Annotated in this window: 16 protein-coding genes; 12 read left to right on the top strand and 4 right to left on the bottom strand. The window is 64.6% G+C overall.

Annotated elements, in window-relative coordinates; all coding sequences use genetic code 11:
- Window positions 1-76 precede the first annotated feature (76 nt).
- Window positions 77-1,396: an MFS transporter gene (locus tag ACXR2T_RS07835; RefSeq protein ID WP_458838828.1), complete on the bottom strand. Its 1,320-nt coding sequence runs from the start codon at window positions 1,394-1,396 to the stop codon at window positions 77-79.
- A gap of 120 nt (window positions 1,397-1,516) precedes the next feature.
- Here ACXR2T_RS07835 and ACXR2T_RS07830 point away from each other — a divergent pair, with 120 nt between their 5' ends.
- The 8 genes from ACXR2T_RS07830 (at window position 1,517) to ACXR2T_RS07795 (ending at window position 8,236) form a co-directional block, all read left to right on the top strand.
- Window positions 1,517-2,902, top strand: a complete 1,386-nt coding sequence (locus ACXR2T_RS07830) for a glycine--tRNA ligase (RefSeq protein WP_458838829.1) — start codon at window positions 1,517-1,519, stop codon at window positions 2,900-2,902.
- Window positions 2,903-3,024: 122 nt separating this feature from the next.
- Window positions 3,025-4,233 carry a CPBP family intramembrane glutamic endopeptidase gene (locus ACXR2T_RS07825; RefSeq protein ID WP_458838830.1) on the top strand — a complete coding sequence of 403 codons (1,209 nt, stop codon included), beginning with the start codon at window positions 3,025-3,027 and terminating at the stop codon, window positions 4,231-4,233.
- On the top strand, window positions 4,226-5,710 hold the full coding sequence (locus ACXR2T_RS07820) for a hypothetical protein (RefSeq protein ID WP_458838831.1): 1,485 nt from the start codon (window positions 4,226-4,228) through the stop codon (window positions 5,708-5,710). The genes ACXR2T_RS07825 and ACXR2T_RS07820 overlap by 8 nt, the downstream gene beginning before the upstream one ends.
- Window positions 5,711-5,796: 86 nt before the next feature.
- On the top strand, window positions 5,797-6,138 hold the full coding sequence (locus ACXR2T_RS07815; RefSeq protein ID WP_458838832.1) for a YtxH domain-containing protein: 342 nt from the start codon (window positions 5,797-5,799) through the stop codon (window positions 6,136-6,138).
- Window positions 6,135-6,596, top strand: coding sequence for a phage holin family protein (locus tag ACXR2T_RS07810; protein WP_458838833.1), 462 nt, complete (start codon window positions 6,135-6,137; stop codon window positions 6,594-6,596). Before ACXR2T_RS07815 ends, ACXR2T_RS07810 begins: the two co-directional genes overlap by 4 nt.
- Window positions 6,593-6,850 (top strand): DUF3618 domain-containing protein, encoded by a 258-nt coding sequence (locus ACXR2T_RS07805; RefSeq protein WP_458838834.1) that lies wholly within the window; start codon window positions 6,593-6,595, stop codon window positions 6,848-6,850. Before ACXR2T_RS07810 ends, ACXR2T_RS07805 begins: the two co-directional genes overlap by 4 nt.
- 175 nt (window positions 6,851-7,025) lie before the next feature.
- Window positions 7,026-7,817, top strand: coding sequence for a uroporphyrinogen-III synthase (locus ACXR2T_RS07800; RefSeq protein ID WP_458815894.1), 792 nt, complete (start codon window positions 7,026-7,028; stop codon window positions 7,815-7,817).
- Between the two features lie 2 nt (window positions 7,818-7,819).
- Window positions 7,820-8,236: a hypothetical protein gene (locus ACXR2T_RS07795; protein ID WP_458815896.1), complete on the top strand. Its 417-nt coding sequence runs from the start codon at window positions 7,820-7,822 to the stop codon at window positions 8,234-8,236.
- 146 nt (window positions 8,237-8,382) lie between these two features.
- Here the strand turns inward: ACXR2T_RS07795 and ACXR2T_RS07790 are convergent, their stop codons facing one another.
- A complete protein-coding gene (locus ACXR2T_RS07790; RefSeq protein ID WP_458815898.1) occupies window positions 8,383-8,958 on the bottom strand; it encodes a nitroreductase family protein in 576 nt (191 codons plus the stop codon).
- Between the two features lie 114 nt (window positions 8,959-9,072).
- Entirely contained in the window at window positions 9,073-9,963 is an 891-nt protein-coding gene (locus ACXR2T_RS07785) for a LysR family transcriptional regulator ArgP (RefSeq protein WP_458838835.1), read from the bottom strand.
- 94 nt (window positions 9,964-10,057) lie between these two features.
- On the opposite strand from ACXR2T_RS07785, the gene ACXR2T_RS07780 reads away from it, so the two are divergent.
- Window positions 10,058-10,699: a LysE/ArgO family amino acid transporter gene (locus tag ACXR2T_RS07780; protein WP_458815902.1), complete on the top strand. Its 642-nt coding sequence runs from the start codon at window positions 10,058-10,060 to the stop codon at window positions 10,697-10,699.
- Window positions 10,700-10,701: 2 nt separating this feature from the next.
- Here ACXR2T_RS07780 and ACXR2T_RS07775 read toward each other — a convergent pair whose 3' ends face one another.
- Window positions 10,702-11,550, bottom strand: a complete 849-nt coding sequence (locus ACXR2T_RS07775) for a MurR/RpiR family transcriptional regulator (protein WP_458838836.1) — start codon at window positions 11,548-11,550, stop codon at window positions 10,702-10,704.
- Window positions 11,551-11,630: 80 nt separating this feature from the next.
- Between ACXR2T_RS07775 and ACXR2T_RS07770 the strand changes: the two genes are divergently transcribed.
- From ACXR2T_RS07770 to ACXR2T_RS07760, 3 genes are all read left to right on the top strand, one after another.
- A complete protein-coding gene (locus ACXR2T_RS07770; protein ID WP_458815906.1) occupies window positions 11,631-12,560 on the top strand; it encodes an ABC transporter substrate-binding protein in 930 nt (309 codons plus the stop codon).
- Window positions 12,561-12,658: 98 nt separating this feature from the next.
- On the top strand, window positions 12,659-13,417 hold the full coding sequence (locus ACXR2T_RS07765; protein ID WP_458815908.1) for an amino acid ABC transporter permease: 759 nt from the start codon (window positions 12,659-12,661) through the stop codon (window positions 13,415-13,417).
- Window positions 13,410-14,213, top strand: a complete 804-nt coding sequence (locus tag ACXR2T_RS07760; protein ID WP_458815910.1) for an amino acid ABC transporter ATP-binding protein — start codon at window positions 13,410-13,412, stop codon at window positions 14,211-14,213. Before ACXR2T_RS07765 ends, ACXR2T_RS07760 begins: the two co-directional genes overlap by 8 nt.
- The last annotated feature ends 25 nt before the right edge of the window (window positions 14,214-14,238 follow it).

The raw sequence follows: 14,238 nt of genomic DNA, 5'->3' as shown, positions 1-14,238 counted from the left end.
GGGGAATACCGCCCGACAACCGCCGACAACCGCCGGCTACCGGCCGCTACCGGCCGCTACCGGCCGCTACCGGCCGCTACCGGCGGCGCGGCACGTAGCGCGGGATCCAGCGCAAGAATCCAACCGCACCGAGCAGCCCCACGGCGCCCATCACGGCGGCCGCGGCGGGCAGCGACACGGCCGCTACCCCCGCGATGATCAGCGGAGCTGCCGCGCCGCCCGCGTCACTGATCGTGTGCCAGGAGCCAAAGAACGGGGCAGGGTTGCCGCGCGGCGCGAGGTCTGAGCCCAGGGTGAGCAGCAGCCCGCTTGAGAGACCGTTGCCCACGCCCAGCACGGCGCCGATCGCCAGCCACCAGCCCGTCGCGTTCGCCAGGTCGGCGGTGAAGGCGAGCACGATGAGACCTGCGCCCATCAACACCATCGCGGGCGTCGTCGCCCACAACCGGCCAAAGCGGTCGGTGATCTGCCCGCTCGCGTAGAACAGCGCGAAATCACACGCCCCCGAGATCCCGGTGACGAGCGCGATGGTGCCGGCGTCTGCGCCGATCGCAATGCCCCACACTGGAATCAGCACCTGCCGCGCCGACCTGAGCGCCGCGAGCGCCGCGGCCGACAGCCCGAGCCTGACGAGCACCCCGCGGTGGCGCACCATCGTCGCAAACACGCCCGTGGGCTCTGGGCTGTCAGGCTCGGGGCCGACGGGCGCACCCGCGACGGCGGCTGCCTGCTCGGAGCTCGCGCGCGGGCGATGCTGCGGCGATGGCGAGGCGTGATCCGGATCGAGCATCGCGGGGGCAGCCTGCCCCCGAGCCTGGGGCGGCATGTCGGGCTCGCGCGCGATCAGAACGAGCGCGATCGTGAGCGCGAGGCACCCCGCGAAGAACCACATGGTCCATGCGGGGCTACCCATTGTCGCCAGCAGCCCCGCCGCGATGAACGGGCCCGTGAACGTACCAAAGCGAAAGGTGCCCGCGAGCACAGCGAGTGCTCGAGCCCGCATCTGCACGGGCACGTGGATCGTCAAGAAGGCGTGCCGGGCGAGGCCAAACACGGCAGCGCTCAGGCCGATGACGAGCGTCGAAAGGGCGAGCAAAAACAGGGTGGGGGCAAGCGCTGCACCCGCCGTGCCCACCAGCGCAAGCACACCCGATACGGCCATCGAGCGGCGCTCGCCGAAGCGGGCGACGGCCCATCCGGCGGGCAGATTGCCGAGTAGCTGGCCGATCACGAGCATCGCGGCGATGAGCGTCGCGAGGGCGACGTCGGCCCCGAGCCGCGTCGCCAGCACCGGCAGCACCGGAATGATGGCGCCCTCACCCACCGCGAACAGCACCGTGGGGCCGTAGATCGCGGGTGCGAAGCGCAGCAGGATGCGGCCGATGGGTGTGCTCATGGGCCTTCCATGCTAATACCCAGGGGCATGAGCGCGCGCGGGTAGACTTGACCGGGAGTGCGCCGAAGTCTCGGCGTGCGTTCCCAAGATCCCCGCTTGCCCCTTGGAGTGATAAAACACATGGCTGAACAGTCCCGCCTCGATAAGGTCATCGCCCTCGCCCGCCACCGCGGCTTCGTGTTTCAGGCGGGTGAGATCTACGGTGGATCTCGCTCGGCGTGGGACTACGGCCCGCTCGGCACCGCGCTGAAAGAGAACATCAAGCGCCAGTGGTGGAAGACGATGGTGCAGAAGCGAGATGACGTTGTCGGTATCGACTCGAGCGTCATCTTGCCAAAGAAGGTGTGGGAGGCCTCGGGCCACGTCGAGGTGTTTAGCGACCCGCTCGTGGAGTGCACGAGCTGCCACAAGCGCCAGCGCGAAGACCACCTGCTCGAAGCCTACGAAGAGAAGAAGGGCCGCGTACCCGAGAACGGCATGGCCGACATTGTCTGCGTGCACTGCGGCACTCGCGGTCAGTGGACCGAACCGCGCGCCTTCTCTGGCCTTTTGAAGACCTACCTCGGTCCCGTCGACGACGAGCAGGGCATGCACTACCTGCGCCCCGAGACCGCGCAGGGCATCTTCGTGAACTTCTCGAACGTGCTGCAGGCGTCGCGTATGAAGCCTCCGTTTGGTATTGGCCAGATTGGCAAGAGCTTCAGAAACGAAATCACGCCCGGCAACTTCATCTTTAGGACCCGCGAGTTCGAGCAGATGGAAATGGAGTTCTTCGTCGAGCCCGGCACCGACGACGAGTGGCAGCAGTACTGGATGGACGAGCGCATGGCCTGGTACACCGGCCTCGGCATCAACCCCGAGAACCTGCGCTTCTACGATCACCCGAAAGAGAAGCTGTCGCACTACTCGAAGCAGACGACCGACATCGAGTACCGCTTCGGCTTCACCGGCAGCGAGTGGGGCGAGCTTGAGGGCATCGCGAACCGCACCGACTACGACCTCAAGACGCACTCGGAGCACTCGGGTAAAGACCTGAACTTCTTCGACCAGACCAACGATGCGCGCTACACGCCGTACGTCATTGAGCCCGCGGCGGGCCTGACCCGCTCGGTCATGGCGTTTCTCGTTGATGCGTACCGTGAAGAAGAGGTGCCCAACGCGAAGGGCGGCACCGATAAGCGCACCGTGCTGGGCCTGGACCCCCGCCTCGCGCCCATCAAGGTCGCCGTGCTGCCGCTGAGCCGCAACGAGAAGCTTTCGCCCATGGCGCGCGAGCTCGCCGCAGACCTGCGCGAGGACTGGAACATCGACTTCGACGACTCGGGCGCGATTGGTCGCCGCTACCGTCGCCAGGACGAGATCGGCACGCCGTTCTGCGTCACGGTCGACTTCGATTCGCTCGACGATAACGCGGTCACCGTGCGCGAGCGCGACACCATGCAGCAGGAGCGCGTGCCCGTCGCAAACCTGTACGCCTACCTCGCAGAGCGCCTGCGCGGCGCGTAACGCCACGCGTTGCGTCACGCGTTGCGTCACGCGTAACGCCACGCGTAACGCCACGCCCGTGAACCGGGCACACGCCGATCTTCTCACCCGCTACACCTGATGCGGGTGAGAAGATTGACGTTATGACGAGCAGCACTCCGGCAGACCCGGCGCCCGAGCATCAGCCCGCCCAGCCCGATCCGGCGCCTCAGCAGGCCCAGCAGGCCCAGCAGGCCCAGCAGCCCCAGCAGCCTCAGCAGCCAGCCGCGCAGCCATTTCAGCCCGCGGCGCCGATGCCGCCAAAGGTAGAGCGGCTCCAGCAGGCCCGGTGGGCCTGGGCGCAAAGGTTCACGTGGCAGACCCGCGAGACCGAGCCGCTCGAATACCACCGACTGCTGCGCGGCATCGAGAACTACCGGTGGTGGAAGCCGCTTGTGCTGCTGATCGTGTCGGGCGTCTACTTCGGCGTGTTTAGTGTCGCGGTGGTGCTGCTGTCGCTGCCGCTGATCTTCGCGTTCGACCCGACCTACCTCGACGACATCGTCGCAAACCCCGACGCGGTGCTCGACACGCAGCGGCCGGTCTCGGTGTTCATTGCGATGGCTTCGATCATCGTGATGATTCCAGCCGTCACTCTCGGCATGCTCACCCTCGGCATGAAGCCGGTGGGCCGCATTTGGTCGGTGGCAGGGCGCCTGCGCTGGGGGCTGCTGGGCAGGCTAATGGGGGCTGCCGTGCTCTCGGTGATCGCGATGAACGTAGTGGGCATCGCTGCGGGCTTGGCGCTTGAACCGCCCGTCGCGGGGGCGGCAGACGTCGGGCTGCCCGACTCCTACAGCTGGCAGATGGCCGCCATTTCGATGGCGCTCGTTGTGCTGCTCGTGCCGTTTCAGGCGACGGCCGAGGAGGTCGTGTTTCGTGGCCTGTTCATGCAGGTGCTGGGCGCGTGGGTCAAAACGCCGTGGCTCGCCATCTTGCTGCCGTCGATCGGCTTCGCGCTCGCGCACATCTACGACATCTGGGGTCTCGCCGCTGTCGGTTTGATGGGCGGCGTCGCCGCGTGGCTCACCTGGCGCACCGGTGGCCTCGAGGCCGCGATGGCAATTCACATCGTCAACAACATCATCGCGTTTGGGTTCATGGCCTCGGGTCTCGCCGGCTCAACCGCGCAGACCGAAGCGAGCGGTGGCCCCGGCGGGGTCATCGGTGAGGTGGCGGGCCTTGCCCTGTTTATCTGGCTCACCGTGCGCATCTTTACCAAGGGCGGGCACGGCCGCGAACGCATCGACCTGATCAAGGTGCAGGTGCCCGTCGCCGCCACCTCGTCACAGAACGGAACTCACCATGCTTGACGCCTACGTTTTAGGCCACGGGATCCCCGAACTCGCCGCCGCCCTCGAGCTCGCCGAGGTGGGGCTGCGCGTGCGCGTCGCCCCGCACGCAGGGCCCGCGCCCGTGAGTCCTGCCGAGGCGGCAGGCTCGCTGGCTTCGGGCGATGGCTCGCTGGCTTTGGGCGATGCTGCGGCTGCGTCAACTCCGGATCGTGGCGTGCGCGACCCCGAGGGACTCTTGCGCGCTCTGCTCGAGCACGTCGCTGCTCCCATCGACCCCGAAAAGGATGCCGTCACAGCAGCCGGGTTCCCGGCGGCCGCCCCTGTCGCAACGCCGCCCGCGCACACGCTGCTGCGCGGGGCGGCGGGAAGCTGGCTGCCACTGCCCGCGACGAACGTGTGGGGCCTGCCCGCGGTTCCGATGGCGAGCGACTCGATCGCACTGCTCGGAGGCCGTGGCGCGCTGCGCGCCACTGTCGACCGCATTCGCCCCGTACTCACGATCGGCCAGACCCCCAAACTAGGGGCGCTCGTGCGCAGCCGCATGGGGCAGCAGATGCTCGACCGAGTAGTCGATCCGCTTGTGCGAGACCGCTTTGGCGTCGCTGCCAGCGAGCTCGACGTAGCGATTGCAGCGCCGGGCCTCAACGGCGCGCTCACGACCGCGGGGTCGCTGTCGGGGGCTGTGTTCGCGACGGCGGAAGACTACGTTGCGCGCGAGACGCTGGTAGCCCCCGCGGGCGGCTGGGCGGCGCTGCGTGACGCCCTGCTCGAGCGGCTTGCGCTCTACGGTGTGCAGTTTGGCGGCGAGGTTGTAGAGGTCGCTCCGCTGCCTACCGCACAGACTGATGCGGCCGCGAGCGGAGGCCACGCCGGTGAGCCGCGGTGGCGTGTCACAGAAGAGCAGGGGCAAGCATTTGAGGCGGCGGCCATCGTGGTGGGTGACGACGGAGTGGCTCAAGACGCACAGGTGAAGGGTCGCTGGCGGCAGGTGCTTACCGCGACTGTAGCCGGTAGCGCTGCGGGAGTGCCCGCCGATCTCGCTGAGGCCGCGGCTGCGGCTTTCGAGGATCCTTCGGGCGGATCCGGAGCAGCGGGTATCGAAGCGATCGAAGCGCTCGAGGGCCCTGCGGGTGACTGGACCGTGCGCTACGAGCAGCTCGCGCCGGATCACTGGCGCGTCACGGCGGCGGGCCCCGCGGGGGCCGCCGGCCTCGCGCGCAGCGAGGCTACCGCAGCGCAGGCGAGCAGCGTGGATGCCGTGCGGCGGCAGGTGTCAGCGCTCGCGCAGGCGCAGTCGTCGTGGCGGCTCGCGCCGTGGTCGCAGGCCGCCGAGCGCGACGCGGCCGCGGCAGAGATTGCCGTGGGGCGCGATGCGAGCCCGTGGCAACTGCTCGTCGGGCGCGGTGTGCACGCGGGCGACCTTGCCGAAGCTGTCGGTGACGCGCGTGAGGCCAGCGTGCAGCTGCGCCGAAGACTCACAGGAATCGCCGAGTAAGTACATATTCCGTAGTTGGCATGCGAGCCCGAGGCTGGGCGAGTAGGCTGGCTGCAACTCACGAAACGCCATTGGCGGGAGGCATTATGAAGGGCAAAGTCGCATTCGTTTTTGGCGCTGCGGTTGGCTACGTGCTGGGCACGCGAGCAGGGCGCGAACGCTACGCGCAGATCAAGCGCGGTGCACAGGCTGTCTGGGAGACGGCACCGGTGCAGCGCGGAGTGGGCATCGTGCGCGAGGCCGCACAGGAGCGCGTTGATGCGGTGAAGGCTGCCGCGGCGCGCGCCGGTAAGGGTGCGTTCAACGCGTTCATGCAAGATAGCGGGGCTGCGAAGCCGGGCGCTGCGGCGACGCGGGCGACGCCCGCCGAGTCAGCGAAACCCGCCGAGCAGGCGAAGCCCGCCGAGACAGAGGCGGGTGGCGCGTGAGCCGCAAGAAGGGTGAACCGGGCACCTTCGAACTGCTGGCCCGGCTGCCACAGCAGATCATCAACCTCGCCAAGGTTGAGTACGAGAACGCAAAGCGCGAGATTGTCTCGAAGGCCAAGAAAGCCGGAATCGGTATTGGCGCGATCATCATTGCGCTGTTCTTCGTGTTCTTTATGCTCGAGGCGCTCGTGATCGCAGCTATCGCAGCGCTTGCGCTCGTGTGGCCGTGGTGGCTCGCAGCGCTCACGGTCGCAGCGGCGCTGCTGCTGCTGGCGGCGGCCGCGATCGCGGGTGGCGTGTGGCTGATCAAGCGGGGCAACCCGGTGCCGGGCGAGACGCTCGGGCGGCTCGAGGGTGACGCGGCGGCGCTCGCGCAGGTGCGCGTCAACTCTGAAGCAGACACGGCAGCGTCGCGCGGCGATATGCCGCAGGCCAATGGTGAGGGGAACTGGCGATGAACGCGCACGAGAAACAGCAGGGTATCGCCGACGCCGCCAAAGCGCGGGCAGAGCTCTATGACACCCTTGGTCAGCTCACCCACCAGCTCAACTACGCGCGACGCGTCGACGAAGCGATCGACGATGCGCGTCGCCGCATGGCCGAGGTGAAGCGATCGCGCCCCGTCGTGTTCGCTGCGTCGGTTGCGGGGGTCGCAGCTGTGGTCGGGCTCGGGGTGTGGGGAGTCGTACGCGCGGTCTCTAAGCGCGTATAGTTCACAGTGTGAGAGGTCACGGTTCGGCTACTGTTTGACGCTCGGCGTGCCCCAGTTTTGCGTGAACGGGTCGGCAGGGTAAGAATAGGGACAACGGATTTCCGTCGTCAGCCGGGTCAGTTGTAGCTGTTTATGACCGCTGAATTCAATGTACAACGTCGAGTGAGTGGGGTCTATGTCGGCTGAGGCGAAACCGCTCAGTGGCCTGCGAGTGCTGGTCCCGCGCGGAGGAACTTGGGGCGATCTGGTCTCGAAAGCGCTTCGAGAGCAGGGCGCGCACACTGTCATCGCGCCGCTCGTTGACTTCGCTCACACGCGCGAGGAAGACAAGCTCGTTGCCGCGCTGAAAGACCTTGAAGCGGGCAAATTCGATTGGATGACCGCCACGAGTTCGACGGTCGCCGACGTGCTGCAGCACCACAACGCGGTGATTCACCCCGATACGCAGATCGCCATTGTTGGCGAGGCCACCGCGGTCGCGTTTCGCGCTGCAGGTTACGGGATCACCCGCACGCCGAGCGAAGAAAACAGTACCCACGCGCTGCTGCGCGAGTGGCCCGAGATCGACACGGGCGAGGTGCTGCGCGTGCTCACGCTGCGCTCAGACGTCGCGGTGCCGGTACTCACACAGGGTCTCATCGGTCGCGGGCACGATGTAACGCAGGTGCTCGCGTTTCGCACGGTTGGCGTGCCCGCTTCGGTGCACATTCGCGAGGACATCGAATCGGGGCGCATCAACGCCATCGTTGTCGCGTCGGCGAAGATCGCACAAGAGGTGGCTGCACAGTTTCCGACGCTGCCCGACGACACGCTGCTCGCCTGCGTGGGCGAGAACACCGTCGAAGCCGCTGCAGCGCTCGGCCTGCCGGTGGAAGCCGACGAGCTGGGGCACCCGCTGTACGAGACGAAGCGTGCCATGATCGCGGCGGTTGAGTCGGTCATCGACCAGAGCGACACGCTGGACTAGAGATGGCGCGCGTCGAGGTTTACGAAGACCGGGTGGTGGTGAAGCTCACCACGGCCGAGAAGGTGGCGACGATGCGTCGCCGTGATGTGACGCTCGAGCGCGCTGCAATTGCTTCGGCTGTCATCACCGACGACCCGTGGATTTGGATTCACGGCGTGCGAGCTCCCGGCACGCACGTGCCCGGAAAGTACGCTGCCGGCACCTGGCGCAACCTCACCGGCCGAGATTTTGTACTGGCTCGCGCGGGGCGCGACGCCGTCGTGATCGATTTCGAGCGGCCTGAGCACCCCGATGAAGAGCGCGGCTGGGTGGGTGAGTTCGACCAGTATTCACGCGTCATTCTGTCGACCGTGCACGCGGCCGAACTGGTGCGCGCACTGCGCCTCGAAGACACAGACGCTGACTTTACCGCGGGCTAGTGCGCCTGCGCCTCGCAGCCGCGCCTCGCGCCCGCACCCGGGGCATCAATCACGCTTCAAGCATCACTTTTCGTGAAGTATTGATGCTTGAAGCGTGAATGGTGCCTGAAGTGACTTACTGTACTCCGAGCACCCCGAGCAGCGCGCTAGTCGCGCACGATCACGATGTCTTCGAGTTCGAAGCGGGTGCGCGGTGCAAGCTCGCGCTCGCGCAGCGGCTCGGGCAGCGACTCGGCGGCACCCAGCGCCCCCACAGCGGTGATCGACACCGGCTTGAAGCGCGCGTCGAGGTCAAATGCGGCCGCGATGCCGTCACGATCAAAGCCGCCCATCTGGTGTAGGTGCAGGCCCTCACTCTGCGCCTGCACGCTCAGGTGCGCGACGGCCTGGCCGAGGTCGTACTCGGCCCACGTGCGCTCCTTGCCCTCGTCGTCGAGCATCTCGGCGACGTTCACGATGAGCGCGGCGGCATTGCCAGCCCACGCCTTGTTGAAGCCCATGAGCTGCTCTTCAATCTTTGCGAAGCTCTCGGTGCCGCGCCGCGCGAGGATGAATCGCCACGGCTGCGTGTTCGCAGCGCTCGGTGCCCAGCGCGCAGCCTCAAAGATGCCGCGCAGTGCGCCCTCGGGCAGCGTGTGGCTGTCGTCGAAGGCGCGGGGGCTCCAGCGCTCGGCGAGAACGGGCAGAACGGGGGCGCTGGTCTGGGCGATACGCGGGTTCACGTGGCTCCTTATGAGTGTCAAAACAATATGCCGAGTAATGTAACGCCCCGGTCGGCATAATATTCCCGCGGCCGTTCACTGGCCGCGTGTCTTCCCCGGTTTCTTCGCTCCGGATCACGGCGCAAGCGCCGCCCCTGCCTCTTCTTCGACCACGCGGGTAAGGGTGTCGAGCATGGGGGAGCTTAAGTTCCAGCGCTGCCAGTAGAGCGGCACGTCTAACGTTCTTCCTGGCACGAGCTCGACGAGACGGCCTGCGGCAAGTGCCTGCGCACACTGCAGGTCGGGCAGCATGCCCCAGCCGAGGCCGTGTTCGACTGCGAGCGCGAACTCGGCAGAGGAGGGGATGAAGTGGCGCGGCGGGTCGATCTGGGCGCGCGTCACCAGTGCGATGAACCGGCGCTGGTAGGTGTCGTACCGATCGAACTCAACGATGGGCGCCGACGCGAGGGTTTCGCGGTTCACTGTGCCCTGGGTGAAGTGCGCGGCCGCGAACTCGGGGCTCGCGACAGCGCGGTACCGCACGACGCCGAGCATGGTCGAGGTGCAGCCGGGCACGGCCTCGGCGGTAGCGGTGAGCGCCGCCATCGCCTCACCGCTGCGCAACCGATCGGTTGAGATTGATTCGTCGGCGCGCAGCACATCAAACCGCGCCCCGGTGAGGTGCGACGCTCGCGCTAGGGCGGGCACAAACCAGGTTGCAAGGGAGTCGGCGTTGACGACGACGGCGATGGGCGATCCGGAGCCTGGATCGCCCCCGAGCTCTCGCGCAGCGTCGCTCGCGAGCAGTTCGAACTGCCGTGCGAGGCGCAAGATCGTCGCGCCCGCCGTCGTCACCTGCACGGGGCGCGTGCGCTGCAGTAGCACGGACCCGACGCGCTGCTCCATTGCGCGCACGCGCTGGCTCACGGCGGAGGGAGTGATGTGCAGCCGGGCGGCGGCGGCCTCGAAGCTGCCCTCGCGCGCGATGGCGGCGAAGGTGGCGAGGTGCTCGATCGGTAGGTCCACGGCGACTCCTAAGTGAAGCAATACTAATGCAGCTTCAGTAAGTTTAGGGCCGCTCAATTAGGCGTTGGGGGCCGCCGGGCCGTAGCGTACGAGAGTGATCCTTCCCATTCTCATCGGTATTGGTAGCGGGCTGTCGCTGATTATGGCGATCGGTGCGCAAAACGCGTTCGTGCTGCGGCAGGGGATTCGGCGCGAGCACGTGCTGCCGGTCGTGCTGATTTGCGGGCTCACCGATGCGGTGCTTGAGACGCTGGGCGTTGCCGGCATTGGGTTTGTGGTCGAGCGAGCGCCGCTCGTGCTCGAGATTGTGCGCTGGGGCGGGGTCGCGTTTCTGCTGTGGTACGCGTGGACCGCGGTGCGGCGGGCGATGAAGCCCGAGGCGATGATCGTCGACCAGGGCGGTGCGGGTGCTTCTGAAGCCGCTGGGTCTTCGGGGTCGCTGAAGCGCGTGGTGCTCGCGTGCCTCGCGATCACCTACCTGAACCCGCACGTGTACCTCGACACGATGGTGCTCATGGGGTCGATCGGTAACGCGCAGGGTGATCCTGAAAAATGGTGGTTTGCGTTGGGCGGCGCCCTCGCGAGCATCGTGTGGTTCTTCGTGCTTGGTTACAGCGCGCGCATGTTGACGAGGTTCTTTGCGACGCCCAGGTCGTGGCAGATTCTCGACGGCATTGTCGCCGCCGTGATGCTGGTCATCGCCGCCCGCCTCGCGTTTGGTGGCATGGGGGTGTAGTGCTACAGCCGGTCGCGGCGGTCGAGCATCTCGTTGTACGCCGCGACAGCGGTCGACGGCGCGGCAGCCGCCGCTTCTTGTGCGAGCGATGATGCGACTAGCAGCGGCAAGATGACGTTTGAACTGTTGCGCAGGACCGTGCTTGGGGTTTGCAGAACAATCGAAGACTCATGAGCAAATGACAAGTCCACCGTTTCCGTGATGACGATCGTGTCGACCCCAGCCTCATGGGTGATTCGAAGTAGCTCTTTCACCTCAGGAATGATGCGCAACGGGCAGATGACCACTACACAGTCTGCGTTTCGAATGAGAGACGCGAACGGCGCGAATGATAAGCCAGTGGCGTTGTTGGCGATGGCATCGAAGCCAAATGATCGAAGCTCGTGCGCGAGGAAGTCAGCAACGTGGCCAGCTTCTTCGAACCCGTAGGCGAAGGTGCGAGTCGAAGAAGCGAGCCGGTTGGCGGCTCTTGCCCAGGTGGTGGCGTCGATGGCAGCTATCCCCTCTTCGAGGAGGCCGATGGTTTCTCCGAGTAGATCGAAGAGTCTATTAGGGGCCTTGCCGTTTTGGTAGAGGCGCTCCTCCCATTGGGTGCCAGGGCTCACGCCTTTATGGCTGATCTCAACGGCTAGGTCGCGTTTTAGCTCAGGCAGGCCGGCATAGCCGAGTGATTGCGCCGAGCGAATTACTGATGCCGAGCTCACGCCCAGGCGCTCGGCAAGTTGATCTGTGGACAGGGTGAGCGTCAACGTTGGATTCGTTTGAAAGTAGCGAATCACCTTTGACTGCGCCGGAGTGAGGTCGTTTATGACATCGGCCACGCGCTCAGAGAAATGTTGCGATGTAGTCATTGCTACATTCTATCGATCTATGTAATGATTGCTACACCAATCGACAAGGGTGTCGAAATTTTATGAACTAGGAGGCACCAATGAGGGTGACAACACGACTCGCACGAGTTGGGTCAACGGTGGGCATGGCGGCGGTCGCATCGCTACTACTGGCGAGCTGCAGTGAAGGGGCCGGGGCCGCGGAGCAAGATCTGGCACCGGTCCCAGACCAAGTCTTCGTCGTTGAAGTTGACGATGCCTTGACCGAGCAGTTGCCAGCAGAGCTACGCGACTCCGGGGCAGTGAGCATTGCCGTCTCCGTTGGGTCTGCGCCTGACGACTTCCATGACGAGAACGGAAAACTGGTTGGGTGGGAAGTCGATCTCGCCCGAGCGGCATTCGACAAATTAGGTCTCACGCCTGAGTTTCATGAAATCTCCTTTGACTCGATCATCCCTGGCCTGAAGGGGGAGCGATACGACATCGCCTTTGGTCAGATCGGCATTACCGGGGAACGCATGGAAGTTATGGATCAGGTGGGCACAGCGCTCACAAACCAGGGGATCGCAGCCCCCGCAGAATCAGACATCAAGATTGAAAGCCTGGATGATCTCTGCGGGCTCAGTGTAGGAGTGAACCGTGGCTCAAGGCAGCAAGACTTTGCACTAGAGCAGAGTGACAAGTGCGTTGCTGATGGAGGAAAAACAGTGGACCTTCAGGTTTACGAAGATGGTAATAAAACGAACATGGCAATGCTCAGTGGCCGAACAGACGTGAGCTGGAACGGCGCCACGTCGATCAACTACTTTGTGGCTGTTAGCAACGGCAAGGCGAAGCTCGTCGGCGAGTACTTGGAGCCCTACCCGATGGGGGCAGCCCTGCCAAAGGCATCACCGCTATCGCAACCATTTGCTGACGCAGTCAATCAACTGCTCGATGACGGCACCTACGACGCAATTATGGCGAAGTGGGGGCTCGAGGGCAACGCGATTCCCGAGGCAACGGTGAACCCCGAACTTGAGAGCGAATAGAAATCATGGTGCAACTAATGCTGCAACGAGAGACAGAGCGCGAGCCGCTCAAGATACTCCCGAAGAGGTCGCGACTGACCTGGATACTAGCCGGGGTAGTGATCCTGATTGGTGGCCTCGCTCTTAGCTCCGTCTTCCGTAACCCCAACTTTCAGTGGGCAGTGGTCGGGCAGTACTTTTTTCATCCTCAGATCATTTCGGGGCTCGGGCGCACAGTCCTGCTAACTGCGGTGGCCATGACGATCGGCCTTGTGCTTGGCGTTGCACTAGCCATTATGCGGTTGTCAGGTAACCCGTTTCTATCGGGTGCGAGCTGGGTGTACACCTGGTTCTTCCGCAGCGTGCCGCAGCTGGTGCAGCTGATCTTCTGGTTCAATTTTGCGGCGCTGTACCGACACATCGTCGTCAAGGTGCCGTTCGGACCAGAGCTTTTTGCGTGGGACACGAACACATTGATCACGCCGTGGAGCGCTGCGATCTTGGGATTCGGACTGAGTCAGGCAGCCTACACGGGCGAGGTGGTGCGCGCAGGCATTAAGGCTGTGCCTGCTGGCCAGCTGCGCGCGGCCAAGGCACTTGGAATGTCGCCCCAGCTAGCGTTCTTCCGAATTGTGCTGCCGCAGGCAATGCGTGTCATCATCCCACCGATTGGCAATGAACTGATTTCGATGGTGAAGGGCACGGCGCTTGTGAGTACCATTGCGCTCGCTGACTTGCTCTACTCTGCGCAACTGATCTATTCGAGAACGTTCGAAACGATCCCGCTGCTCATTGTGGCCACACTTTGGTATCTGGTCATCGTTTCGGTGCTGTCAGTCGGGCAGTACTTTGTGGAAAGGCATTACAGCCATGGTTAACAAGCAAGCGGCGAAGGTCGATCTTCGTGTTGACGACGAAGTCATGGTGGGGATCGAGCGGGTTTCCAAGTCGTATGGCTCATTGCAGGTGTTGCATGACGTGTCGCTCGACGTGGCCCGTGGGCAGGTCGTGTGCATTATTGGGCCGTCAGGCTCAGGCAAGAGCACGCTGCTCAACTGCGTGAATCACCTTGAATCGATCGACGGTGGCTCGATTCATGTCGGTGGGGAATACATCGGCTACCGCAGAGACGAGGCGGGGCTCCACGAACTTTCGGAGTTTCGTACCGCCAAGCAGCGCCGCCACGTAGGAATGGTGTTTCAGCAGTTCAACCTCTTTCCTCACCTCACGGTTCGCGACAACGTTTCTTTTGCGCAGATCAACGTCTTGGGTCGACGGCCGCAAGAAGCGCATGAGAATTCTGCGAGGCTGCTGGAACGTGTAGGGCTTGGCGATAAAGGGAAGGTGTATCCGCAGTCACTGTCTGGAGGTCAGCAGCAGCGAGTCGCGATCGCTCGTGCGCTTGCGCTGGGACCAGAGGTCATGTTGTTCGATGAGCCCACTTCTGCGCTTGATCCCGAGCTTGTGGACGATGTGCTGGTCGTAATGAAGGAGCTGGCGCGCTCTGGTATGACGATGCTGGTTGTGACTCACGAGCTTGGTTTTGCTCGCGAGGTCGCAGATGTCGTGGTCTTCATGGCCGACGGGCGAATCGTAGAAACGGGTAGCCCGCAGCAGGTGCTTGAAAATCCGGTTGAGCTAAGAACGCAACAGTTCATCTCTCGGATTCACTAATGCGCGTTGTGCGCTAACAGAAAAG

This window comes from Leucobacter faecis (genome assembly GCF_054456635.2).
Note: the sequence above shows the minus strand (reverse complement) of the source record. Positions and strands in the feature narration are given on the sequence as shown.